16 protein-coding genes are annotated in these 24,784 nt (G+C 71.3%); 8 read left to right on the top strand and 8 right to left on the bottom strand.

Translation table 11 applies throughout. From position 1 onward, the window contains the following. The 4 genes from A3IG_RS0110055 to A3IG_RS0110040 all read left to right on the top strand — a co-directional run. The coding region (locus A3IG_RS0110055) for an alpha-mannosidase (RefSeq protein WP_018383433.1) at positions 1–1,353 on the top strand (1,353 nt) is incomplete at its 5' end. After that, positions 1,350–3,650 carry an FAD-dependent oxidoreductase gene (locus A3IG_RS35685; protein ID WP_018383432.1) on the top strand — a complete coding sequence of 767 codons (2,301 nt, stop codon included), beginning with the start codon at positions 1,350–1,352 and terminating at the stop codon, positions 3,648–3,650. The genes A3IG_RS0110055 and A3IG_RS35685, both read left to right, overlap by 4 nt. Positions 3,651–3,777: 127 nt before the next feature. Beyond that, positions 3,778–4,800 (top strand): LacI family DNA-binding transcriptional regulator, encoded by a 1,023-nt coding sequence (locus A3IG_RS0110045; RefSeq protein WP_026220099.1) that lies wholly within the window; start codon positions 3,778–3,780, stop codon positions 4,798–4,800. Between the two features lie 123 nt (positions 4,801–4,923). Next, positions 4,924–6,588 carry a glycoside hydrolase family 13 protein gene (locus tag A3IG_RS0110040; protein WP_018383430.1) on the top strand — a complete coding sequence of 555 codons (1,665 nt, stop codon included), beginning with the start codon at positions 4,924–4,926 and terminating at the stop codon, positions 6,586–6,588. Between the two features lie 21 nt (positions 6,589–6,609). Here A3IG_RS0110040 and A3IG_RS0110035 read toward each other — a convergent pair whose 3' ends face one another. Then, positions 6,610–7,578 (bottom strand): helix-turn-helix domain-containing protein, encoded by a 969-nt coding sequence (locus tag A3IG_RS0110035; RefSeq protein ID WP_018383429.1) that lies wholly within the window; start codon positions 7,576–7,578, stop codon positions 6,610–6,612. Between the two features lie 119 nt (positions 7,579–7,697). Further along, a complete protein-coding gene (locus A3IG_RS0110030; protein ID WP_018383428.1) occupies positions 7,698–11,195 on the bottom strand; it encodes a M28 family peptidase in 3,498 nt (1,165 codons plus the stop codon). Between the two features lie 306 nt (positions 11,196–11,501). Here A3IG_RS0110030 and A3IG_RS0110025 point away from each other — a divergent pair, with 306 nt between their 5' ends. The 3 genes from A3IG_RS0110025 to A3IG_RS0110015 all read left to right on the top strand — a co-directional run bounded on the left by A3IG_RS0110025 (position 11,502) and on the right by A3IG_RS0110015 (position 16,782). Next, positions 11,502–12,329, top strand: coding sequence for a TrmH family RNA methyltransferase (locus A3IG_RS0110025; protein ID WP_018383427.1), 828 nt, complete (start codon positions 11,502–11,504; stop codon positions 12,327–12,329). 57 nt (positions 12,330–12,386) lie between these two features. Then, positions 12,387–16,310 carry an ATP-dependent RNA helicase HrpA gene (gene hrpA, locus A3IG_RS0110020; protein WP_018383426.1) on the top strand — a complete coding sequence of 1,308 codons (3,924 nt, stop codon included), beginning with the start codon at positions 12,387–12,389 and terminating at the stop codon, positions 16,308–16,310. Between the two features lie 277 nt (positions 16,311–16,587). Beyond that, the gene (locus A3IG_RS0110015; RefSeq protein WP_018383425.1) at positions 16,588–16,782 is read left to right on the top strand and encodes a MerR family transcriptional regulator; all 195 of its coding nucleotides are present in this window, start codon (positions 16,588–16,590) and stop codon (positions 16,780–16,782) included. Between the two features lie 123 nt (positions 16,783–16,905). On the opposite strand, the gene A3IG_RS0110010 is transcribed toward A3IG_RS0110015, so the two are convergent. From A3IG_RS0110010 to A3IG_RS35095, 3 genes are all read right to left on the bottom strand, one after another. Further along, on the bottom strand, positions 16,906–17,406 hold the full coding sequence (locus A3IG_RS0110010) for a pyridoxamine 5'-phosphate oxidase family protein (RefSeq protein WP_018383424.1): 501 nt from the start codon (positions 17,404–17,406) through the stop codon (positions 16,906–16,908). Positions 17,407–17,566: 160 nt separating this feature from the next. Further along, positions 17,567–17,929 (bottom strand): GNAT family N-acetyltransferase, encoded by a 363-nt coding sequence (locus A3IG_RS29220; protein ID WP_201787523.1) that lies wholly within the window; start codon positions 17,927–17,929, stop codon positions 17,567–17,569. Positions 17,930–18,164: 235 nt separating this feature from the next. Further along, positions 18,165–19,181 (bottom strand): DedA family protein, encoded by a 1,017-nt coding sequence (locus tag A3IG_RS35095; protein WP_086019924.1) that lies wholly within the window; start codon positions 19,179–19,181, stop codon positions 18,165–18,167. A 322-nt stretch (positions 19,182–19,503) separates the two neighbouring features. On the opposite strand from A3IG_RS35095, the gene A3IG_RS0109995 reads away from it, so the two are divergent. Next, on the top strand, positions 19,504–19,767 hold the full coding sequence (locus tag A3IG_RS0109995; RefSeq protein ID WP_018383422.1) for a heavy-metal-associated domain-containing protein: 264 nt from the start codon (positions 19,504–19,506) through the stop codon (positions 19,765–19,767). A gap of 51 nt (positions 19,768–19,818) precedes the next feature. Here the strand turns inward: A3IG_RS0109995 and A3IG_RS0109990 are convergent, their stop codons facing one another. The 3 genes from A3IG_RS0109990 to recD2 form a co-directional block, all read right to left on the bottom strand. Continuing rightward, on the bottom strand, positions 19,819–20,562 hold the full coding sequence (locus A3IG_RS0109990; RefSeq protein ID WP_018383421.1) for an SDR family NAD(P)-dependent oxidoreductase: 744 nt from the start codon (positions 20,560–20,562) through the stop codon (positions 19,819–19,821). A gap of 491 nt (positions 20,563–21,053) precedes the next feature. Then, positions 21,054–22,343 (bottom strand): citrate synthase, encoded by a 1,290-nt coding sequence (locus tag A3IG_RS0109985; RefSeq protein ID WP_018383420.1) that lies wholly within the window; start codon positions 22,341–22,343, stop codon positions 21,054–21,056. A gap of 149 nt (positions 22,344–22,492) precedes the next feature. Continuing rightward, a complete protein-coding gene (gene recD2, locus A3IG_RS0109980; protein ID WP_018383419.1) occupies positions 22,493–24,751 on the bottom strand; it encodes an SF1B family DNA helicase RecD2 in 2,259 nt (752 codons plus the stop codon). Positions 24,752–24,784: the final 33 nt, after the last annotated feature.

The raw sequence follows: 24,784 nt of genomic DNA, 5'->3' as shown, positions 1-24,784 counted from the left end.
TACCCGTACCAGGACCTGGACCGGCTCTGGAAGACGGTGCTGCTCCACCAGTTCCACGACATCCTGCCCGGTTCGTCCATCGCCTGGGTGCACCGGGAGGCCGAGGCCACCTACGCGGCGGTCACCGGGGAACTCGAGGGCATCGTGCGCGCCGCGCAGCGGGCGCTGGCCGGCGAGGGCACCGGCAGCGTGGTGTTCAACTCCGCGCCGCACGCCGGTGGCCAGGCGCCGGCGCACGGTGGCGCGGTCGTGGCCGGGGCACCCGAGAACCGGTTCTGCACGGAGACCCCCGACGGCGGCCACGTCCTCGACAACGGCCTGCTGCGGGTGGTGGTGGACGGCCGGGGCCTGGTCGTGTCCGCGGTGGACCTGGCCACCGGGCGGGAGAGCGTCGCCCCCGGCACCGCTGCCAACCTGCTCCAGCTCCACCCCGACCTGCCCAACAAGTGGGACGCCTGGGACGTGGACGCCTTCTACCGCAACCGGGTCACCGACCTCACCGAAGCCGAGTCGGTGCGCCGCGTCGGCGACGCCGTCGAGGTGGTCCGCCGCTTCGGCTCCTCCCGGGTGACGCAGTGGCTCAGCCTGCCCGCCGCGGTGTGCCGGCTGGACGTCGAGACCGAGGTGGACTGGCACGAGCGGGAGAAGTTCCTCAAGGCCGCCTTCCCGCTGGACGTGCGCGCCGAACGCTCCGTCGCCGAGACCCAGTTCGGGCACGTGGAACGGCCGGTGCACACCAACACCTCCTGGGAGGCGGCCAAGTTCGAGATCTGTGCGCACCGCTTCCTGCACGTCGGGGAGCCCGGGTGGGGCGTGGCCGTCGTCAACGACTCCACCTACGGGCACGACGTGTCCCGCACCGTGCGGGAGGACGGCGGGACCACCACCACGGTCCGGCTGTCCCTGCTGCGGGCGCCGCGCTACCCGGACCCCCGGACCGACCAGGGCCTGCACCGACTGCGGTACGCCCTGCTGCCCGGCGCGGGCCTGCCCGACGCGGTCCGCGAGGGATGGCGGATCAACCTGCCCCAGCGCCGGCTCGAGGGCACCGCGGACGGCGCGGTGGCGCCGCTGGTCACCGTGGACGGCGAGGCCCTCGTGGTCACCGCGGTCAAGCTCGCCGACGACGGCAGCGGCGACGTCGTGGTCCGTCTCCACGAGGCGCACGGCACCCGGACCAGGGGCCGCCTGGTCGCCTCCTTCCCCGTGGCCTCGGTCACCGTGACCGACCTGCTGGAACGCCCGCTGCCCGACGCGGAGGCAGCGGTGGAGCGGGACGCGGTGGTGCTGCGGCTGCGCCCCTTCGAGATCGTCACGCTGCGGCTGGCGCGGAACGCGGAGGAGCGGCCGTGAGGCGAGAAGAGGTCCGGTACGAGGTCGTCGTGGTCGGCGGCGGCCTCGCCGGGGTGTGCGCGGCGATCGCCGCCGCCCGGCTCGGCCGCCGGGTGGCCCTGGTGCAGAACCGGCCGGTCCTCGGCGGCAACTCCAGCAGCGAGATCAGGGTGTGGGTGTGCGGGGCCACCGCGCAGGGCGCCCAGCGGTACGCCCGGGAGACCGGCATCATGGGCGAGCTGTACACCGAGAACCAGTACCGGAACCCGGAGGGGAACCCCTACTACTGGGACCAGGTGGTCCTCGACGCGGTGCTCGCGGAGCCGCTGCTCGACCTCTACCTCAACACCGAGGTGCACGAGGTGGACGCGACAGGACCGGCCGACGCCCGGACGGTGCGGTCGGTCACCGGCTGGATGACCGGGTCGGAACGCCGGATCACCTTCAGCGCCCCGTACTTCCTGGACTGCACCGGCGACGGCCTGGTGGGGTTCCTCGCCGGGGCCCGCTACCGGATCGGGCGGGAGGCACGTGACGAGTTCGGTGAGTCCTGGGCGCCCCTGGCGGCCGACGACGAGCTGCTCGGCTCGACGATCCTGTTCTACACCAAGGACGTCGGCAGGCCCGTGAGGTTCGTGCCGCCCTCGTACGCCAAGGACCTCTCGACCACACCGGTGCTGCGCAACCGGGTGCTGCGCACCGGTGACAACGGCTGTGCCTACTGGTGGATCGAGTGGGGCGGCGAGCTGGACACCGTCCACGACAACGAGCGCATCCGCGACGAGCTGCACGCGGTGATCATGGGTATCTGGGACCACATCAAGAACTCCGGCGAGTTCGAGGCGGACCGGCTCACCCTGGAGTGGGTTGGTTCCCTGCCCGGCAAGCGCGAGTACCGGCGGTTCGTCGGCGACCACGTGCTGACCGAACGGGACGTCCTGGAGCAACGGCAGTTCCCCGACCGGGTGGCGTTCGGGGGCTGGTCCATCGACCTGCACCCGGTCAAGGGCGTGTACGCCGAGGAGCCGGGCGCCCGGCAGCGCCACCCGGACGGCGTCTTCCACATCCCGTTGCGCTGCCTGTACTCCGTCAACGTGACCAACCTGCTGTTCGCCGGCCGCAACATCTCGGCGAGCCACGTCGCGTTCGGAGCCACCCGGGTCATGGCGACCTGCGCCACGCTCGGTGAGGCTGCGGGCACCGCCGCCGCGCTCTGCGTCGAACAGCGCCTGTCCCCCAGGGAGCTCGCCACCACCCGGGCCGACCTGCTCAGCCGCACCCTGCTGCGCCAGGACGCCTCGGTCGTCGGCCTGACCGCGGCCGACCCCGCGGACCTGGCCCGCTCCGCCGTGGTCAGCGCGTCATCCACCCTCGACACGCTGCGTGCGGAACCGGACCCCGACACGGTCGAGCCCTACCCGCTCACCAGTGACGTCGGGGTGCTGCTGCCGGTCGATCCGCGCCTGGACACCGTCGCGTTCCTCGCCTCCTGCGACGAACCCGGGGGCACCGGGCTGACCGTCGAGCTGTGGTCCACCGGGCTCCCGGAGAACGCGGTCCCGGTGGAACGACTGGACCGGGTGACGGTTGCGGTGCCCGGGGGCGACCCGAGCTGGGTGACCGCGCGCTTCGACCACCAACGGCGGGACCCGGCGGTCCCCGAACAGGTCGTGGTGGTGGTCAGGGCCGAGCCCCGGGTGCGCCTGCGCCTGGTGCCGCACCGTTCCGACGGGGCGCTGATGCTGGTCCACCGACCGGTGGAGCAGCCGGAGGACGGGCTCACCCACGAGGCGGAGGGACAGCGGCTGCTGGAGTGGTCGGCCCGCGAACTGCGCCGCCGCTCCCTCTGTTTCCGCACCACCCCGGCCACCTCCGCCTTCGCCCCGGACAAGGCGGTGGGCGGCTACGCGCGTACCTACGGCGGACCGCAGATGTGGTCCTCGGCCTCGGTGGCCGATCCCTCGCTGATGCGGGAGTGGCTGCGGCTGGACTGGGACGACGTCCGTGACCTGCGCACGGTCCACCTGGTCTTCGACGACGACGTGGACGAGTACCTGAACAACCTGCACCTGCACCGGTGCCCGTTCGACGTCATCCCCGAGCTGGTGCGGGACTACCGCCTCCAGGCCGAGGACGCCGACGGGATCTGGCACACCCTGGCGGACGTCCACGACAACCGGCGCCGCCACCGGGTGCACCGTTTCGAGGGACCGCACCCGGTCCGCGCCCGCGCGCTGCGTCTGGCGGTGGACGGCACCCACGGCGCTCCGCGCGCCCACGTGGTGGCGGTCCGCGCCTACGCGGACCCGCGGGCGTAGGGCACCCGGGCCGGGCCGTGGAGAACGGGAGGACACCCGGAGCCGCGCTTGCAAGGAAACGGCAGGGAGAAGAGAGACGGAGGAGGTGTATTGCAAGTACCTGAAAGACTTCCATAGAATTTCAGGCATGGTGAAGCGCATGGCCGAGGTCGCCGAGTACGCCGGCGTCAGCGAGGCGACGGTGAGTCGGGTCCTCAACGGGAAGCCCGGGGTGGCCGAGTCCACCCGGGCGGCCGTGCTCAGCGCGATGGACGTGCTGGGGTACGAGCGGCCGCGGCCCCTGCGCGGGCGGGCCAACCGCCTGGTGGGGCTGGTCGCACCGGACCTGAGCAACCCCGTCTTCCCGGCCTTCGCCGAGGTGATCGGCTCCGCCCTGGCGCAGCGCGGGTTCACCCCGGTGCTGTGCACCCGCACCTTCGACCGCGTCTCGGAGAGCGACTACGTGGACATGCTGCTGGAGCACCAGATCTCCGGCGCCGTGTTCATCTGCGGGCTGCACTCCCACGCCCGGGCCGACCACAGCCACTACGGCCGGCTGTTGGAGCGGGGGCTGCCGGTGGTCGCCGTCAACGGCATGGTGGACACCCTGCCGATCACCTGCGTGTCCTCGGACGACGAGCTGGCCGCCCGGCTCGCGGTGCGCCACCTGGCCTCGCTCGGCCACCGGCGGATCGGCCTGGCACTGGGCGAGTTCGAGGACCACCTGCCGGCGATGCGGAAGGAGACGGCGTTCCGCAAGGCACTCGCCGAGCACTGTGCCGTGCCTGACGCCGACGACCTGGTCACCCACACCATGTACACCGCCGAGGGCGGGGCCGCCGCCGCCGGCCAGCTCGTCGCCAGGGGGGCGACGGCGCTGGTCTGCGGCAGCGACCTGATGGCGCTCGGGGCGGTCCGGGCCTGCCAGCGGATGGGGCTGGAGGTCCCCGACGACATCTCCGTGGTGGGCTACGACGACCTGGGCGTCGTCACGCTCACCAACCCCCCGCTGACCACCGTCAGGCAGCCGATCGAGGCGATGGGCAAGGCGGTGGTCACCCTCCTGGGGAACCGCGTCAACGGTCTGACCGACAGCGAGCAGGAGTTCCTCTTCGAGCCGGAGCTGGTGGTGCGGGGCAGCACGGCGGCGGCCCGGCCGCGCACCGCCTGAACCGGCCGTTCCACATGCCAGCCAATTGCAAGGACTGACCGAAAGCCGTCAGCTCACTGTGGACTATTTTCAGATCGACGCTTAATCTCCTGGCATCGCCGTTCACATTCTCAGGAGACACCCGTGGCCCCAGCCAGCACCACCGGCCCCTGGTGGCGCAGCGCCGTCATCTACCAGGTCTACGTCCGCAGCTTCGCCGACGCCAACGGCGACGGCATCGGTGACCTCGCCGGGCTGCGGCAGCGCCTGCCCTACCTCGCCGGTCTTGGGGTGGACGCCCTCTGGCTCAACCCCTGGTACCCCTCCGCGAAGGCCGACGGCGGCTACGACGTCTCCGACTACCGGGACATCGACCCGGACTTCGGCACCCTGGCCGACGCCGAGGCCCTGGTGGGCGAGGCACACCGGCACGGGCTGAAGCTGATCATCGACATCGTGCCCAACCACACCTCGAACGAGCACGTCTGGTTCCGCCAGGCGCTGGCGGACGGCCCCGGGGCGCCCGCCCGGGACCGCTACATCTTCCGTCCTGGGCTCGGGCCCGACGGTGACCAGCCGCCCAACAACTGGTCCAGCAACTTCGGCGGGCCGGCCTGGACCCGGATCACCGAGGCCGACGGCACCCCCGGCCCGTGGTACCTCCACCTGTTCGCCCCCGAGCAGCCCGACCTCAACTGGGACCACCCCGAGGTCAAGGAGGAGTTCGAGTCGATCCTGCGGTTCTGGTTCGACCGGGGGGTGGACGGCGTCCGCATCGACGTGGCGCACGGTCTGGTCAAGGCCCCCGGCCTGCCCGACCTGGGGTCACTCGACGGCAAGCTGATACACGTCGCCAGGGGTGACGACCACCCCTACTGGGACCGCGACGGCGTGCACGAGATCTTCCAGGGCTGGCGCGCGGTCGCCGACTCCTACGCCGACCCGCGGGTGTTCGTCGCCGAGGCCTGGGCCGAGAACCCCCGTCGGCTCGCCCGCTACGTGCGGCCGGACGAGCTGCACACCGCGTTCAACTTCGACTACCTGATGGCGCCCTGGCGGGCCGACCACCTGCGGCGGGTCATCGACGACTCGCTCGGCGCGCTGGGCGCGGTCGGCGCCCCGGCCACCTGGGTGCTGTCCAACCACGACGTCGCCCGGCACCTGTCCCGCTACGCCCGTCCCCAGCCGGACGGGCAGGTCCGCTCCCTCGCCGACCTCGCCGGCCTCCCCGCCGACCTGGAGCTCGGCGCCCGCAGGGCCAGGGCAGCCGCCCTGCTCACCCTCGCGCTGCCCGGTGGCGCGTACGTCTACCAGGGCGAGGAACTCGGGCTCTGGGAGGTCGAGGACCTCCCGGCGGAACTGCTCAAGGACCCCATCTGGGAGCGGTCGGGGCACACCGACCCCGGTCGGGACGGCTGCCGGGTGCCGCTGCCGTGGAGCGGGGACCGGCCCCCGTTCGGCTACAGCCCGGACGGCGCCGCGGCTGAGCCGTGGCTGCCCCAGCCCGAGGCGTGGGCGTCGCTCACCCCCGAGGCGCAGCAGGACGACCCCGACTCCATGCTGGAGCTGTACCGGACCGCGCTGCGGGTCCGCCGGGAGCACCCGGCCCTCGGGGACGGCACCCTGGACTGGGACGACACCGCGCCGGTCGGTGTGCTGTCGTTCAGCCGGGAGCCGGGGTTCAGGTGCGTGGTCAACCTCTCCCCGCGGGCGGTGGAACTGCCCTCGCACCACGAGGTGCTGCTGACCAGCGGGCCGCTCGAGGACGGCCGGCTGCCCAGCGACACCGCCGTGTGGCTCGGCCGCTGACCCGACGCCGGGGCGGCGCGGTCACAGCCAGCCGCGCCGGCTGGCCTGGAGCCCCGTCTGGAAGCGGGTCTGGGCGCCGAGGACGGACATCAGGTGGGCGATCCGCCGGGTGGTGGTGCGCTGGGTGACACCCAGCGCCCGGGTGATGGCGGCGTCCTTCATCCCGCTGGCCAGCATCTGCAACAGTTTGCGGTCCTGCTCGGTCAGCTCCTGTTGCGCCACCTCGCTCGGCACCAGGGGCGTCGCCCGCTCCCAGAGCATCTCGAAGCAGTTGATCAGCGTGGTCAGCAGCGGCGAGGGGTGGAGGTAGAGGGCGGCGGTGGTCTCCGAGGCTCCGAAGTTCAACGGGATCATCGCCGCGCTGCGGTCCGCGACGGCCATCTTCATGTGCACCGAGGGCAACACCCTGGCCTGTTCGCCCGCGGCTATGCACTCGGTCGCCGCCTGTACCCAGAACTCCAGTGACGGTTGGTGGTAGATGACCCGCACGGAGACCCCACGGCGCAGCAGTTGCAGGGCGATCGGGTTCGCGTGCTGGGCGGTCATGTCGAAGTAGGGCGGACAGTCGACGACCAGTAACTCCTCCTGGGTGCCGAGCTGGAGCTGCTGGACCCGGTGGGTGATCTGGGCGTTGCCCTCGATCAGCTCCAGTAGGTCGTCGGGGGTGCCCACGCTGGCTCCCTGGTGCTTGCGGGCCACCTCGCGGATCTGCGCGCGCACCTGCTCGAGCTCCTCCTGGCGCTTGCGGGCCAGGCTGTCCACCGCGGTCTCCGGCGGCGCGGCGACATAGCGCGCCGGGGTCACCGCCAGGCGGGTGACCAGCCCCGCTTCGGTCAGCCTCGTCAGGCTCCGCCTCACTCGCGACACCGTCAGTCCCGTTGCCTCGACGAGTTGGTGGGCGGTGCAGCGCGGCGTGGACAACAGGTACAGGTACAGGGCGCTCTCGTTCTCGCCCAGACCCAACGGCCCGAGGAGGTGCTGGTCTGGCATGGCCTCATCATCTGCTGGAGCGCAACCCACGTCCAGGGCCCGTCGGGTCATGGTGGTGCAAAGCGGGCGGGGCACCGTGGGTGCCCCGCCCGCGCGGGTCAGTCACCTGCTCGCGGTGGTCAGCTCGTCTGGAGCGTCACGTCGTCCACCACGAAGCTGGTCTGGAGGTAGGCGTCCTCGGTCGCGGTGAAGGTCACCTCGACCTGCTGGCCGGCGTAGGCGCTGAGGTCGAGGGTCCGCTGCTGGTAGCCGGAGGCCGCGTTCACGTTGGACAGGGTGGTCAGGGTGGTGCCGTTCACCTGCACCTCGAAGGTGTCGTACGCCGTCGAGCCGTACTCGTCGGTGTCGATGTGCAGCCAGTAGCTGAGCTGGGCGGCGCAGCCGGTGGGCACCGTCACCGTCTGGTTGATGGTGTCGGTCGCCGAGTAGCCGTACCCGGCGAGCCAGGCGAACCGGGTGCCGGAGTGCGCCACCTGGCCGGTGTAGCTCCCGATCGCCCCGGTGCTCCCGGTCCACGGCGAGGTGCCGCTCTCGAACCCGCCGTTGACGATGAGTTGGCCGCCGGTGCAGCCGCCGGTCCCGTTGACCTTCAGGCTGTAGGTGGTGCTGTGGGTCGCCGTGCCCGTGCCGGTGACGGTGATGGTGTAGGTGCCGGGAGCGGTGCTCGCGCCCACCGAGATGGTCGCGGTGGAGCTCTGCCCCGAGGTCACCGACGTCGGGCTGAAGGTGACGCTGACGCCGGACGGGGCGCCGGAGGAGGTCAGGTTCACCGTCTGCGCGGAACCGGCGGTGGTGGCCGTGCTGACGGTGGTGGTGACCGTGGTGCCCGGGTCGGTGGTGCCGGACGTCGGGTTGGTGGAGATGGAGAAGTCGTTCACCGGCTGGTCGCTGGAGACGGCCTGCTTCCACAGGGTGTAGGCGATGCCGTCCGCCGCGCGGTTCAGACCGGTGGCGTTGATGTTGCTGAGGTTGTCACAGGAGCTGTGGTAGCAGGGGTCGTACGCCCGGCCTGCGGTGCCGCCCCACTTGGTCGCCTGCGCCGTGGTCTTGGTGTAGCTGGCGCCCATCGCGTACCCGGAGGTGGCGATGCCGGCGTTCTCGAACGGGTAGTCGTCGGACCGCCCGGCGCCCTCGGTGTTCTCCTCGGGCTGGAGGTTGAGGGAGTCCCAGTACGCCTTCATCGGCTGGGCGGCGGTGGAGCTGATGTGGTTGATGAAGTAGCCGCCGTTGGTCGAGGCGATCATGTCGAAGTTGTAGTACGCCTTGATCGCCGAACGCTGGCTGCTGGTGAGCTGGTCCACGTAGAACTGCGAGCCGTTGAGGCCCTGCTCCTCGTCGGTCCACCAGGCGAACCGGACCTTGGAGGTCATGTTCGGGTTCTGCTGGGCGAGCACCAGGGCGGTCTCCAGCAGGGCGGCCGAGCCGGAGCCGTTGTCGTTCATGCCGGGGCCTGCGGAGACCGAGTCCAGGTGGGCGCCGAACATGTACACGCTGTTGGCGTCACCCTGCGGCCACTCGGCGATCAGGTTGGGTCCCGCGCCGGAGGTGCAGCCGGAGGTGCAGGGCTGCTCGGTGACCTGGTAGCCGGCGGCCTGGAGCTTGCCCTTCACGTAGGCGACGGAGTCCAGGTAGCCCTTGGTGGTGGCGCGGCGGTTGCCGCCGTTGTTGGTGGCGATGGTGTTCAGCGCGGACAGGTGGGTCTGGACGTTGGCGACGTCGATGTCCGGGATGTCACCGCCGGGGTTGCCCGAGCCCACGGTGAGCAGGTACTGGGCGGTGTGGCTGGTGACGCCGTCACCCTTGACGGTGATGGTGTAGGTGCCCGGGGACGTCGAGGACGTGGTGGCCACCGTCATGGTGGAGCTGTTCCCCGAGGTCACCGAGGACGGGCTGAACGTCACCGACACCCCGGACGGGGCGCCGGAGGCGGTCAGGTTCACCGTCTGGGCGTCGCCGCTGACCGTGGTGGTGCTGACGGTCGCGGTGGCGGAGGCACCGGGGTTGACGCTGCCCGACGCCGGGCTCACGGCCATGGAGAACTCCTGGCCGGAGGCGGTGCAGGTCGGGTCCCCCGACTGGGCCGGGACACTGATCGCGTCCCAGGCCGCCTTGGTCCGGTTGAACAGGCCGCAGCTCGCGTCGAGGTTCTTCGCCGCGGTGAGCGTGGCGGTGCGGTACTTCTTGTAGGTCATGCCGCTGGTCTTCAGCAGCATGCCGCCGTAGAAGACCTTGCCGGCGCTCTGGATGCCGACGCCGGTGACCGTGGAGCTGTTGCAGGTCGGGCTGGTCGGCTTGCCGCCGCCGGGGTTGGAGCCCTCGGCGAGCAGGTAGAACCAGTGGTTGAGCGGGCCGGCCGCCGCGTGCTCCTCGGTGTTCGGGATGGAGGACGAGTAGCAGTTGGGGTGCCCGCTGACCAGCGACGGGTTGTACATGTTCCGGATGGGGCCGGTGCCGACGAGGTCGATCATCTCGCCGACGAGGTAGTCACCCGGCGTGTCGTACGGGGCGGGCTCGTTGGCGTACGCCTCGGTCAGCGCCCCCATGATGTCGCCGGTGCCCTCGCCGAGCCCGGACTCGTTGTTGTTGCCGCCGGGGGTGAACTGGTCGATCCCGTGGCCGAACTCGTGGGCGACGACGTCCATCGAGCCGATCCACTCGTTGGCGTCGTTGTGGCCGATGGTGACGCTACTGCCGTCCCACCAGGCGTTGACGTCGTTCACACCGACGTACACCGGCCAGCTTCCGCCGTTGCCGTCGTGGCCGTTGCGCCCCAGCCAGTTGGCGAGCATGTCCCACTGCTTCTGGGCCCCCCACATGACGTCGACGCATCCGGTCTCCTTGCTGGTGGGGTTGCCGGTGCCCCAGGAGTCGGTCGACTTGGTGAAGACCTGGTTGGTGCTGTAGTCGGCGCAGCTCAGACCCGAACGGTTGGGGTCGCGCAGCGAGTAGCTGCCGCCGGAGGCGGTGGTGTCGATGGTCAGCGGGTTGGGGCCGTTCCACTTGCTGGTGCCGGTCCCGAACCTGACGTCGTCGTGGGTGTCGATGACCTTGCCGGTCTGGGCGTCCACGAAGACGTGCAGGCGGCTGGGCGCCTCGGCGGTGGCACCGGCGACGACCGTCTCCCAGGCGAGCCGGGGCGTGTCGTCCTGGATGTGGACCACCAGGCGGTGCGACTCGGTCTTCTCGACCGTCTTCAGTTGCTTCCTGCTGGTCTCCATCGCCTGCTGCGCGCTGACCGCCGCCTGAGTCGAGATGTCGATCTCGGCGGACGAGGCGGACTGGGCGCCGCGGACCCGGCCCTGGGTGTCGGCCATCACGACCGCGTCCCCGCCGACCACCGGCAGTCCGCGGTACGTCCGCTCGTAGGCGATGGAGTACATCCCCTTGATCCAGGGGATGACCTTCTGTCTGTCGTACCGCTCGTAGGGTCCCCTGGTCAGGCTGTCGAGGCCGCTGTTGGCAGCCTGGTCAGCCGCGGCTATCGCGCGTGACATGGAGGGTGCCGCCGGTTTGGCCTCTGCGGAGGAGTCCGCCGACGCCGCCAGAGCGGTCACCGAGCCTGTCATGCCCATGATCATCGCCAGGGAGACCCCGGCCACCATCACGGTCCGTTTCATCACCAGCTCCTTGTGGAGAGGAAGCCCGGAGCGCCGTTGCTCCGAGCGCCAGGCGCCGCCCACCACGCGCCTGGCCGTGCGGGGCCCCGGCCGGAGGAACAACGACAGGGAGGGCGAATTTGACGTGAGCATGAATAGCCGGGCCCAGTCGCAGAACTCTAGGCCCGGCCCCGAGCCCCACGGAAGCGGTGCGGCATAGCCAACACTGGCCAACGTCTACAAATAGACCTTCCCGGCGGGAACTCCGGCTGCCGGTACCCTGCCCGCAGGTCCACGACACGGGGACGACCTCGGTGGGGAGCACGGGTGGCGGTACGGCGGGTCACGACGCGCAACGCGCGGTTCCAGCAGTGGCAGGCGCTGCTGCACAACCGCGGCAAGCGGCAGCGCGCACGGGAGTTCCTGGTCCAGGGCGTGCGACCGATCACCATGGCGGTGCGGTGCGGCTGGACCGTCTCGGCGGTGCTGTACGACGGGGACCGGCCGCTGTCCCGGTGGGCCGAGGAGCTGCTGGACGGGGTGACCGCCGAGCGGGTGGCCATGGCGCCGGAGCTGCTCGCCGAGCTGGGCGAGAAACAGGAGGGGGCGCCCGAGGTGCTCGCGGTGGTCGGGATGCCCCCGGACGAGCTCTCCCGGATACCCGTCCCCTCGGACTTCCTCGGAGTGGCGTTCGACCGCCCCACCCAGCCGGGCAACATCGGCAGCCTGGTGCGTTCGGCCGACGCCTTCGGCGCCCACGGCGTGGTGGTGGCCGGGCACGCGGCGGACGTGTACGACCCCAAGGCGGTGCGGGCCAGCACCGGCTCGCTGTTCTCGGTGCCGGTGGTGCGCAGCCCCTCCCACCGCGAGGTGCTGGCCTGGCTGCACGGCGAACGGGCGCGCGGCCGGCGGGTGGCCGTGGTGGGGACCGACGAGCGGGGCGACGTGGACGTCGCCGGGTTCGACCTGACCGGTCCGGTGCTGCTGCTCGTCGGGAACGAGACGTCCGGGCTGAGCGCGGCCTGGCGGGAGCACTGTGACCACCTGGTCGGCATCCCGATGACCGGCTCCGCCAGTTCCCTCAACGCGGCCAACGCCGCCACGGTGGTGCTCTACGAGGCGGCCCGCCAACGCCGCGCGGCCGACGCGCGCTGAGCCACGGGGAAATGCGGTGGCCAGACCACGCACTCCCATGCCTATCCTTGCCCGTGTATGGGTACCCCGCTCGCCACCCCGGACCTGCTCGCTGATCTCCAGGCGCGCCTGCCCGACCTGATGCCGCAGGACCAACACCGCCTCGGCCGCCGGATCGCCGGCGTCCGCCGGATGGGTGACGGGTCCCGGCAACGGGCCGCGGCCGAGCAGATCGCCGCCGCCGTCGCCGCCGCCGAGTCGCGGCTGGAGCGGCGGCGCTCAGCCGTGCCCGAGATCAGGTACCCCGAGCAGCTCCCGGTCAGCCAGAAGAAGGACGAGATCCTCGCCGCGATCCGGGACCACCAGGTGGTGATCGTGGCCGGGGAGACCGGCTCCGGCAAGACCACCCAGCTCCCCAAGATCTGCCTCGAGCTGGGGCGCGGCGTCCGCGGGGTGATCGGCCACACCCAGCCCCGCAGGATCGCCGCGCGGACCGTCGCCGAGCGGGTCGCCGAGGAGCTGGGCACCCCGCTGGGCGGCGCGGTGGGCTGGAAGGTGCGGTTCACCGACCAGGTGGGCGACAGCACCCTGGTCAAACTGATGACGGACGGCATCCTGCTGGCCGAGCTCCAGCAGGACCGGATGCTCACCCGGTACGACACACTGATCATCGACGAGGCGCACGAGCGGAGCCTCAACGTCGACTTCATCCTGGGCTACCTCAAACAGCTCCTCCCCCGGCGCCCCGACCTCAAGGTCGTGATCACGTCGGCGACGATCGACCCGGAGCGGTTCTCCCGGCACTTCGACGGCGCCCCGGTGATCGAGGTCTCCGGACGCACCTACCCGGTCGAGGTCCGCTACCGGCCGCTGGTGTCCGAGGACGCCGAGGAGGAGGACCGCGACCAGGTCCAGGCGATCCTGGACGCGGTGGACGAGCTCTGCGCCGCCGGGCCGGGCGACATCCTGGTCTTCCTCTCCGGGGAACGGGAGATCCGGGACACCGCCGACGCGCTGGCCAAGCGCAACCTGCGCAACACCGAGGTGCTGCCGCTGTACGCCCGGCTGTCCGCGGCCGAACAGCACCGGGTCTTCCAGCGGCACACCGGGCGCCGGGTGGTCCTGGCGACGAACGTCGCGGAGACCTCGTTGACCGTCCCCGGCATCAAGTACGTGATCGACCCGGGCACCGCCCGGATCTCCCGGTACAGCCACCGGCTCAAGGTGCAGCGCCTCCCCATCGAGGCGATCTCCCAGGCGTCGGCCAACCAGCGCAAGGGACGCTGCGGCCGGGTCTCCGAGGGCATCTGCGTCCGCCTGTACTCCGAGGAGGACTTCCTCGGCCGCCCGGAGTTCACCGACCCGGAGATCCTGCGCACCAACCTCGCGTCGGTCATCCTCCAGATGACCGCGATCGGCCTCGGCGACATCGCCGCGTTCCCGTTCGTGGAGCCCCCCGACCGGCGCAACATCAAGGACGGGGTGCAGCTCCTCGAGGAGCTCGGCGCCCTCCACACCGACGAGCAGGACCCGCGCCGCCGGCTGACCCCCCTGGGCCGCAAGCTGGCGCAGCTCCCGGTGGACCCCCGGCTGGCCAGGATGGTGCTCGCGGCCGAGGAGAACGGCTGCGTGCACGAGGTGATGGTGATCGCCGCGGCGCTGTCCATCCAGGACCCGCGGGAGCGGCCGGTGGACAAGCAGCAGGCCGCGGACGAGAAGCACCGCCGGTTCACCGCCGCGGGCGACGGCGAGGCGTCGGACTTCATGGCCTTCCTGAACCTCTGGAACCACCTGCGCGAGCAGCAGCGGGAACTGTCCTCCAACCAGTTCCGCAAGCTGTGCAAGGCGGAGTTCCTGAACTACCTGCGAGTGCGGGAGTGGCAGGACATCTACAGCCAGCTCCGCTCCACGGCCAGGGCCCTGGGGATAGCCCTGGAGGACGCCGCGCCGGCGGACGCCCAGCGGGTGCACCAGTCGCTGCTGGCCGGGCTGTTGTCGCACATCGGTCTGATGGACCCGGAGAAGCGGGAGTACCTGGGCGCCCGGGGCGCGCGGTTCGCCGTCTTCCCCGGGTCGTCGCTGTTCAAGAAGCCACCGCGGTGGGTGATGGCCGCCGAGCTGGTGGAGACCTCCCGGCTGTGGGGGCGGGTGGCGGCCAGGATCGAACCGGAGTGGGCGGAGACCCTCGGCCAGCACCTGGTGAAGCGCAGTTACAGCGAGCCGCACTGGGAGAAGGACCGCGGCGCGGTGATGGCCTACGAGAAGGTCACCCTCTACGGGGTGCCCCTGGTGGCCGGTCGGAAGGTCTCCTACGGCCGGATCGACCCGGAGCTGTCCCGGGAGCTGTTCATCCGGCACGCCCTGGTCCAGGGCGAGTGGCGCACCCACCACGCGTTCTTCCACGAGAACCGCGCACTGCTCGAGGAGGTCGAGGACCTCGAGCACCGGGTACGCCGCCGCGACATCCTGGTGGACGACGAGACGCTGTTCGACTTCTACGACCAGCGGGTGGGCCGCGAGGTCGTCTCCGCCCGGCACTTCGACTCCTGGTGGAAGAAGACCCGCCGCGAGCAGCCGGACCTGCTGGCCTTCGAGAAGTCGATGCTGATCAGCGAGCGGGCCGGCGACGTGTCCGAAGCCGACTACCCGGACCACTGGGTGCAGGGGGACCTGCGGCTGCGCCTCACCTACCAGTTCGAGCCGGGCACCGAGGCGGACGGGGTGACCGTGCACGTCCCGCTCGCGGTGCTCAACCAGGTCAGCGCCGAGGGCTTCGACTGGCAGATCCCGGGGCTGCGCGAAGAACTGGTGACCGCGCTGATCAGGTCGCTGCCCAAGCCGATCCGGCGCAACCTGGTTCCGGCGCCGGACGTGGCGCGGGCGGTCCTGTCCCGGCTCACCCCTGGCGAGGGGCCGTTGACCGACGCGGTGGCGGGCGCCCTGAGGTCCCTCAGGGGCGTGGTGGTGCCGTCCGACGCCTGGGACCCGTCCCGGGTGCCGGACCACCTGCGGATCACGTTCCGGGTGGTGGACGGCCGTCACCGGCGGCTCGGCGAGGACAAGGACCTGGCCGCGCTCCGGTTGCGCCTCGCCCCCAGGACCAGGGAGGCGATGACCGCCGCCGCCCCGGGGTTCGTCCGCACCGGCCTGCGGAGCTGGGACCTCGGGGAGCTGCCGCGCACCTTCACCGAGCGGCGGGACGGGCACACCATGAAGGGGTTCCCCGCGCTCGCCGACGAGGGCGACTCGGTGGCCGTGCGGATCTACCCGACGGAGCAGGAGCAGCAACAGGCGATGTGGCGGGGCACCAGGAGACTGCTGCTGCTCACCGTCAACTCCCCCGTGAAGTCCATCCAGCAACGGCTGGGCACCCAGGCGAAGCTGGCGTTGAGCCACAGCCCCTACCCGTCCACCGACGCGTTGTTCGAGGACTGCGTGGCCTGCGCGGTGGACAGGCTCATGGCCGACCGCGGCGGCCCCGCCTGGGACGCCGCCGGCTTCGCCGCGCTGCGGGACCACGTGCGGTCCGAGCTGTACCAGGTGGCCGCCGACACGGTGCTGAAGGTGGCCAGCGTGCTCGCGGTGGCCCACCGGGTGGACCGCAGGATGAAGGGGACCACCAGCCTGGCGCTGGTGCCCGCGCTCACCGACATCCGCGAGCAGCTCGCCGGCCTGGTCTACCCGGGATTCGTCACCGCCACCGGCTGGGAGCGGCTGGCCGACGTGTTGCGCTACCTCAAGGCGGTGGAGCACCGCCTCGAGCGCCTGCCCAACGGGCCCCAGCGGGACCGGGAGCTGACCGCCAAGGTGGATCGCATGTGGCAGGAGTACCAGCGGCTGGTGGACAAGCTGCCACCGGGCACCCCGCCGGGACCCGAGCTGTCGCGCATCCGCTGGATGATCGAGGAACTGCGGGTGAGCTACTTCGCCCAGGGCCTCGGCACGCCCTATCCGGTTTCGGACAAACGGATCACCAAGGCGATCGACAGCCTGCCCGGCTGAGGGCGACAGGAGGCCGACGAGGGCCGGCCCATCGCACGCACGAGTGGGTCAGCGAACTGGAGTCCTTGGCTTTCATCGCCAATTGTCACCATTACTCGGGCATCACGTCACAGCCTCGGTACAGCCCGTCGCCGCCGGCTCGCCCGTCGGACGGGCACGGCAGGCTGTCGCACCGAGCGCGGCCGACCGGCGACCCTCCGTGAGCGTCCGTCGTCCCTGCCGCGCCGTCCCCGACGGCCCCCGCCGTCCTGCCGGCCCCGCCCTGGGAGGTGCGTGAATGTCCGACTGGTCGCTGTGGTCCTACGCTGAGATCGCCGCTCATATCCGGGTCCGCACGGACACCGTCCGCTCGTACCGCAAGCACGGGCACCTGCCCCCGCCCGACCTGGTGGAGGGCGGCAGGCCGTTCTGGTACGCCGACACCATCCGGGACTGGAGCGCCCAGCGCCCCAGCAACCGCGTACGTGGATGACGCGGGACCACACCGGCCCGGCCGCGCGACGGGCGGCCGGTGCCTGCTCACGGTCCGCGCCGCGGCGGCCGTCCTCGTCGCGGTCGTCCACCAGTGGCTGCGGCAGGGCGCCATCACGTCCCGCTACCGTTCGCCCGCGGTCGAACTGCGGAAAGTGATCATCCGGTCGGGCTCGATCCGGGCCCACGGCAGGTCCCGCATCCAGCTCCCCCATGCCTCGCGCCCGTACACCGAGATCAGGAACGCCTCCAGCCCTGGTTCCTGAGCCGGACTCACTTCCCGCGCCGTGCCGTGCACGGTGATCTGGAGCCGCTCACCGTCGATGACCGAAGCCGAGACAGCGGGACGGGCACGCAGGTGCCGAACGCGTAGGGAATCAGCGCCCGAGCCGAAGTGCAGACGTCCCCGGTAGAACAGCCCGTCAACGGGCCCGACCCGCGGCTCCCCCCTGGCAGTGGTGGTGGCGAGGGCCATCACGCGCATGGAGCCCATCTCGGCGACCACGCCCGCGGCGTCGAGCCGTCGATCAGCGGTGACGATCGAGCGCAGGTGGGCGCCAGCCGACGCGTACGAAGAATCGATCAGGCGCTGAAGCCGTTCCAGGTCCTCGGGAGTCTCGTGCATCGCACGACTCTGCCAGACGACTACACGCCGAGCGAACGACTATCGAGCCTGCTCCGGACACATCCTCATACCTCACCGTCCGTCGATCCGGGTCAAGGTGGCCCTCCGGAGGGCGCGGTGTGCGCGGCCGACGTGAACCCGATCCGGTACCGGGCCGGCCTCAGCTCCGGACGGCGCCGGTCAGCGGGGCCAGCACGCGCCATCCCACCGTCTCGTACAGAGCCCGGCCCCGCGGGGTCGCGACCAGCACACCTGCCGTGGCGCCCCGGCCGGCTGCGAGGTCGGCGAGCACGTGGTTCACCAGGCGACCCAGACCACGGCGTTGGTGAGCGGGATCGGTCTCGACCTGGTCGACGACGAACACGGGGCCGGTGATGGCGGCCTGGCCGCGCGCGGCGAAGGCGCCGTCGGCGGTGCGGACCAGGGTGCGGGCGACGCCGGCCCGGGTCCACGTGTCCAGCCGGTAGCCGTCGGCGGTTGTCGGTTGGGCCCCGGCCCGGGTGGCGCCCGGCGGGGCGGACACCAGGAAACCGGGGCCGCCGGCCAGGGACCGGCGGGGCCCGAGCCGGCAGCACGTGGGTGTGTGCCCACGGCCACTCGGCCGTCCCAGGCCCACTGAACTCCGTCGCTGCCCGGACCGGTTCGTCCGTTGCCCGCTGCGGCTCCCTCCCCGGCCGACGCAGCCGGGTTGGCCGGGAGCACCCCCGGGACCAGAGGCGGCCCGGTCGGTGGCTCCCCGATCCCGGCGGGGCCGTGGCTCAACGGAGGTACGAGGGGAAGCGGCCGGTGCAACGCGTCCGGGTCCGCGCGCATCCGACGGCCGCCTCCCGGGGAGGGTGGCCGGCCGCCCCCGACCCGATCCCCGCCCCGGGGCACGTGCCCGTCCGGGGCGCCACGGCGTGCGGGCCGGGCGGGCGGGGGAGCTGAACGCGGTCGGGGGTGGCGGACCCCGTTGCGCTCGAGGGCGACCCCGGGCTCCCCCCGGTGTCCGGTGGCACCGTCTGCGGGGACGTCCGGGCGGGCCCTGCTCCGGAGGCCTCGGGTGCCTGGGGGGCGTCAGGTGCTGCCCCCGCTGCGGGCAGTGGCTCACCACCACGGGAGGCCGGGGGTGTGTGGCCGGGCGGCGACGTGCCGGGGACCGGGCCTCGTGGGTGCCGGTCGCCGCGGCGGGCGGCCCACTGGGCCACCGCGCCGACCGCCGCCACCAGGGAGGAAACCCCGATCCCCAGCACCACGGCGGACATCGAACTGGACGTGGCCTGACCGCCGAAGTACCCCAGGCCCACCGAGTAGCTCGCCCAGACCATCTCCGCGATCAGCACACCCAGCAGGTAGCGGCGCGTGGGGAAGCGCACCACGCCGGCGGTGAGCCCACCGAAGAGGCGCCCGCTGGGCAGGAAGCGGCACGCGATCACGAACGGAACCCCGTGCCGGTCCATCCGCTGCGCCGTCCACTCCATCAGCGCTCTGCGCCGTGGGCGTCGGTACACCCGGCGCACCACCCCCTGGTTCATCGCCGCGCCACCCCGGTGGATCAGCATGTCCCCCAGGAGGGCGCTCAGCGCCACCACGGCCAGCACGGCAACGATGTTCAGCCGCCCCTGGGCGGCCAGCACGCCCCCGGTGACCAGGATCGCCGAGTTGGGGACGAGCGGGGGCAGCGTGGTGGCCCCGAGGATGCCGTAGGCGACCAGGGTGTTGCCGGCCAGGTGCGCGGCCAGGGGTTCGGTCACGTCCACGGCGGAGAGATCGGACAGCCATGACTGCCAACTCATTGGCCCCCTCTTCCCCCGTCCGTGGCGGGTGTTCGTCCGGTGCGTGCCGGTCGCACCCAGGTCCGACGTGTCCACGCTGGCGTCCCAAAAAGGCCACGTCAATCGATTTCAGCCAAACCTGGGGTGGTGTCCGGGCATCCCGTACTCAGGGATGACGACGGGACCTACCTCGGCCGTACGTTCGGGCCCAACGCCTCCACCCCTGGTCGCATTCCCACGGACCCCCTCGGGAAAGGCGACACACCGCCCACGCCACTCGGAACTTCCATACCCTTGGGGGGCATACTCAGGCATCGACTTCCCGCCAAGCACGGAGGTACCCATGTCCCACCCGACCCCCGCGGACCCCGCGACCACGACGCCGGCCGCCGCACCCACCACCATCGTCTACACCGTCTCGGGCATGAGTTGCAGCCACTGCGAGAACGCCGTGGGCGCGGAGCTGTCCGCGCTGGTCGGGGTCACCTCGGTGACGGCCGACGCCAGCAGCGGCCGGGTGACCGTCACCGCCACCGGGGCACTGGACGACGAGGCGGTGCGCGCCGCGGTCGACGAGGCCGGGTACGAGCTGGTGGGCCGCGCCTGAGCGGGTCAGCGCCGCCCACGGGGCTGGTCGCCCCGTGGGCACCCGAGCGGCTCAGCGGCCGAGCAGCTCGCCGCCGTTGCAGTTCAGGATCTCCCCGGTGATGAACCCCGCCTCCGGGGACGCCAGGAACAACACCGCGGACGCCACGTCCTCCGGCTGCCCGACCCGGCCGATCAGGGTGCGACCCGCGCGCCGGGTGAGCTCGGCCTCGTTCAGCCGGTCGCCGAAGAACCCGGTGCCCGCGACGGTACCGGGGGCGACGACGTTCGCGGTGACGCCCTGGTGGCCCAACTGGGTGGCCAGGGAGTGGTTCCAGGCGTGCAGGGCGGCCTTGGAGGCACCGTAGGAGCCGCCGCCACGGAGCGCCGCGACCGAGGAGACGGTGATCACGCGGCCCCCGTCGGGGGTGAGCCGGTCCCGGACCGAATCGGTCAGCAGCACCGCGGTCAGCACGTTGCGCTCGAAGTCCCCGCGCCAGCGGGCCAGCACCCCGTGCGGCCCGGCCCCCACCGCGACCTCCCGGCTGCCCGCGCCGTTCACCAGGACGTCGATCCGCTCGGGCAGCACCTCGAGCACGGCCTCCACGGCGTCCGGGTCGGCCAGGTCACACACCACCGGGGTGACCGGGTGTCCCCCGGGCGTCCGCAGCTCGTCCGCCGCGGCCCGGAGCACCGCACCGCGGCGCCCCACGATGACCACGCGGTCACCCGTTTCGACGAACTTCCGCGCCACCGCCCGGCCGATGCCGGTGCCACCACCGGTCACCACGACGTTGCGGCCAGCCGCCTCGTTCATCGCACCTCGCCCGCTCTTTCGTGCAGCAACTTCCTTGTTCCGCAGGTCTGTTCGCACCTGCGGCGAACACGCTACGCGATGCCCGGACCACGATCAGCGGCGGCCCCGACGGCCGGGCGAAGAGACGCAGATCACACCCTGTCGAACGTAACCTCAAGGCACATTCGAGGGTCTTAGTCGGTGCAGGCCGACCCGGAGACCGGCGCCTTCGACGAGGCCTGCCACCGGGGCCCCGGCGGACCCCGGTGAGGTGGCGTGAGCCGTCTTGGGGGACGGCTCACACGCGCAGAAGGCCGGGGCGGAGCACGTCGGGGAGCTTGAGCGGCCCTCCCGCCCTCCACCCCGGCGGCGTGCGGCGTTCTTCCGAGCCACGGACCCATGGGGTTTCTGTGGCCGGAACGGGGACGCCCCGCATCCGGAACCGTGGGGGGTCCGGATGCGGGGCGCCACCAACACGACCCGGGGCTTGGTCCCGACGGGCCGTTGACGAGTCAGCGAGCCTCGAGGGGAACGTAGTCGCGCAGTTCGACGCCGGTGTACACCTGGCGAGGACGACCGATGCGTCCACCCGGCTCCTTGATCATCTCATGCCAGTGGGCGATCCATCCAGGCAGCCTGCCGAGTGCGAACAGCACGGTGAACATCGTTGTCGGGAAGCCCATCGCGCGGTAGATCAACCCGGTGTAGAAGTCCACGTTGGGGTAGAGCTTGCGCTCGACGAAGTAGTCGTCGGCCAGCGCCTGCTCCTCCAGGGCCAGGGCGATGTCCAGCAGTTCGTCGGACTTGCCGAGGGCGGAGAGCACATCGTGGGCGGCAGCCTTGATGATCTTGGCCCGGGGGTCGAAGTTCTTGTAGACCCGGTGGCCGAAGCCCATCAGCTTGGCGCCGTCCTCGCGGTTCTTCACCTTGCGGATGAAGGTCGCGACGTTGCCACCGCTGGCCTGGATGTCCTCGAGCATCTCCAGCACCGCCTGGTTGGCGCCGCCGTGCAGGGGCCCCCACAGCGCGTTGATCCCGGAGGAGATGGAGACGAAGAGGTTGGCCTGGCTGGAGCCGACGAGGCGGACCGTGGAGGTCGAGCAGTTCTGCTCGTGGTCCGCGTGCAGCATCAGCAGCTTGTCCAGCGCTCCGACCACCACCGGGTCCGGGTCGTACTCCTGTGCGGGCACCGAGAAGGTCATCCGCAGGAAGTTCTCCACGTAGCCGAGGTCGTTGCTCGGGTAGACGAACGGGTGACCGATCGCCTTCTTGTAGGCGTAGGCGGCGATCGTCGGGAGCTTGGCCAGCAGCCGGACGGTGGAGATGTGGCGCTGCTGCTCGTCGAAGGGGCTGAGGCTGTCCTGGTAGAAGGTGGACAACGCGCTGACCACGGACGACACCATGGCCATCGGGTGGGCGTCGCGCGGGAACCCGTCGTAGAAGCGTTTGACGTCCTCGTGCAGCAGGGTGTGCTGGGTGATCTCGTCGGAGAAGGCCGCCAGCTCGTCCACGGTGGGCAGCTCACCGTTGATCAGCAGGTAGGCGGTCTCGAGGAACGAACCGCGCTCGGCGATCTGTTCGATCGGGTACCCGCGGTAGCGCAGGATGCCCTCTTCGCCGTCGAGGTACGTGATGGCGGACTTGTACGCGGCGGTGTTGCCGTAGCCGCTGTCCAACGTGACCAGACCGGTCTGTGCGCGCAGCTTGCCGATGTCGAAGCCGTTGTCACCCACCGTGCTCTCGACCACGGGGTAGGTGTACTCGCTGTCCCCGTACTGCAGTACTACAGAGTTGTCGCTCACGTCATCCCTCACCGACGAATATGCCTCTTCTTCGAGGAAGCCCTGACTGACTACTACCTTCCCCTATTTGGACCAGGACAGTGCACTCGGGGTCGCAAAAACCGTAATGGAGTGGCACGCAGTGTCTACGAAGGGCTACTCGCGGTGCGTCACCCGATGGTCAGCGCCCCCGCTCCGGCCGGCTGCCGCCTGAGCCGATGATCAAGGGCGGTACAGCGCCGACCTGCGGAAACCGTACGGACGGCCTGACTCACCGCACGACGCGACCCGACCAGCACCACGAGCCTCTTTGCCCGGGTTACTGCGGTGTAGAGCAGATTGCGTTGAAGCATCATCCACGCCCCGGTGGTGACCGGAATCACGACCGCTGGGTACTCGCTGCCCTGCGACCGGTGGATGGTGACCGCGTAGGCATGGGCCAGTTCGTCCAGTTCGTCGAAGTCGTAGGACACCTCCTCGTCCTCGTCGGTACGGACGGTGAGCTGCTGGGCCTCCGCGTCCAGCGCGGTGACGACGCCGACCGTTCCGTTGAAGACCCCGTTCTGCCCCTTCTCGTAGTTGTTTCGGATCTGAGTGACCTTGTCACCGACCCGGAAAACCCGACCGCCGAAACGACGCTCCGGCACGTCCGGCCGGGCCGGGGTCACGGCCTGCTGGAGCAACCCGTTCAGGGTGCCCGCTCCGGCCGGCCCCCGATGCATGGGAGCCAGCACCTGCACGTCCCGCCGCGGGTCGAGGCCGAATCTCGCCGGCACGCGACGGGCCGCCACATCCACCGTAAGCCTGCCCACCTCTTCCGTGTCATCCTCGACAAAGAAGAAGAAATCCGACATCCCTTCCGTGATCGGCGACAGTCCGGCGTTGATCCTGTGCGCGTTGGTCACCACCCCGGACTGCTGGGCCTGTCGGAAGATCTTCGTCAGGCGCACCGCCGGCACCGGACTCCCCGGGGCCAGCAGGTCCCGCAGCACCTCGCCGGCGCCGACGCTCGGTAGCTGGTCCACATCCCCCACGAACAGCAGGTGAGCACCGGGCGGCACCGCCTTGACCAGCTTGTTCGCCAGGAGCAGGTCGAGCATGGACGCCTCGTCCACCACCACCAGGTCGGCGTCCAGTGGGCGCTCCCGGTCATAGGCGGCGTCACCCCCCGGCTTCAGCTCGAGCAACCGGTGCACCGTGGACGCCTCACAGCCGGTGAGCTCGGCGAGCCGTTTGGCGGCCCGGCCGGTGGGGGCCGCCAACAGCACCTTCGCCTTCTTCGCCCGGGCCAGGGTGACCACGGACGTCACGGTGAACGACTTGCCGCAGCCCGGCCCCCCGGTGAGCACGGCGACCTTGCGGGTGAGCGCCAACCGGACCGCTGCCTCCTGCTCCGGGGCCAGCTCAGCTCCCGTCCGACCGCGCAGCCAGGCCAGCGCCCGGTCCCAGTCCACGCCGGCGAAGCCGGGCATCCGGTCGGTGTCGGCGTGCAACAGCCGCAGCACCTGGTTGGCCAGCGAGATCTCCGCCCGGTGGAAGGGGACCAGGTAGACCGCGACCACCGGCTGCCCGTCGGCGTCCGGGACGTCCTCCCGGACCACCCCGCCCTCCTCGACCAGCTCCGCCAGGCATTCGATCACCAGCCCGGTGTCCACCTGGAGCAGCTTCACCGAGTCGGCGATCAACCGCTGCTCCGGCAGGTAGCAGTGCCCGCTGTCACTGGACTGGGACAGCGCGTACTGGAGCCCCGCCTTGACCCGCTGGGGGCTGTCGTGCGGGATGCCGACCGACTGGGCGATCTTGTCCGCGGTGAGGAAGCCGATCCCCCACACGTCCGCCGCCAGCCGGTACGGCTCGTCCTTCACCACGGAGATCGAGGCGTCCCCGTAGCTCTTGTACACCCGCACCGCCAGCGAGGTGGACACGCCGACGCCCTGGAGGAAGACCATGACCTCCTTGATCGCCTTCTGCTCCTCCCAGGCGGCGCCGATCATCTTGGTGCGCTTGGGGCCCAGCCCGGGGACCTCGACCAGCCGCTGTGGCTGCTGCTCGATCACGTCCAGCGTGTCCAGGCCGAAGTGCTCGACGATCCGGTCGGCGATCCGCGGCCCGATGCCCTTGATCAGCCCCGAGCCGAGGTAGCGCCGGATGCCCTGGATGGTGGCGGGCAGCACGGTGGTGTAGTTCTCAACGGTGAACTGCCTGCCGTACTGGGGATGCGACGACCAGCGGCCGTGGAGCCGCAGCGACTCCCCCGGCTGGGCGCCGAGCAGCGCGCCGACGACCGTCAGCAGCTCCCCGCCGCCCCGGCCGGTGTCCACCCGGGCGACCGTGTAACCCGTCTCCTCGTTGGCATAGGTGATCCGCTCCAGCACCCCCTCGACCACGGCGAAGCGTGCGGTGTCCCCGCCTGTCCCAGCGGTCTTCACGGCCGGACCCCCTCTCCCGCGGCTGGCGGTCCG

Source organism: Wenjunlia vitaminophila DSM 41686, assembly GCF_000380165.1.
GTDB lineage: Bacteria > Actinomycetota > Actinomycetes > Streptomycetales > Streptomycetaceae > Wenjunlia > Wenjunlia vitaminophila.
Note: the sequence above shows the minus strand (reverse complement) of the source record. Positions and strands in the feature narration are given on the sequence as shown.

Bases quoted from the DNA above. Each gene is read 5' to 3' on its own strand.
- A3IG_RS0109990 (WP_018383421.1), bottom strand. From the start codon at position 20,562: ATGAACGAGGCGGCTGGCCGCAACGTCGTGGTGACCGGTGGTGGCACC.
- A3IG_RS0110035 (WP_018383429.1), bottom strand. From the start codon at position 7,578: ATGCCAGACCAGCACCTCCTCGGGCCGTTGGGTCTGGGCGAGAACGAG.
- A3IG_RS0110045 (WP_026220099.1), top strand. From the start codon at position 3,778: ATGGTGAAGCGCATGGCCGAGGTCGCCGAGTACGCCGGCGTCAGCGAG.
- A3IG_RS0109995 (WP_018383422.1), top strand. From the start codon at position 19,504: ATGTCCCACCCGACCCCCGCGGACCCCGCGACCACGACGCCGGCCGCC.
- A3IG_RS0110010 (WP_018383424.1), bottom strand. From the start codon at position 17,406: ATGCACGAGACTCCCGAGGACCTGGAACGGCTTCAGCGCCTGATCGAT.
- A3IG_RS35095 (WP_086019924.1), bottom strand. From the start codon at position 19,181: ATGAGTTGGCAGTCATGGCTGTCCGATCTCTCCGCCGTGGACGTGACC.
- A3IG_RS0110030 (WP_018383428.1), bottom strand. From the start codon at position 11,195: ATGAAACGGACCGTGATGGTGGCCGGGGTCTCCCTGGCGATGATCATG.
- A3IG_RS0110015 (WP_018383425.1), top strand. From the start codon at position 16,588: ATGTCCGACTGGTCGCTGTGGTCCTACGCTGAGATCGCCGCTCATATC.
- hrpA (WP_018383426.1), top strand. From the start codon at position 12,387: ATGGGTACCCCGCTCGCCACCCCGGACCTGCTCGCTGATCTCCAGGCG.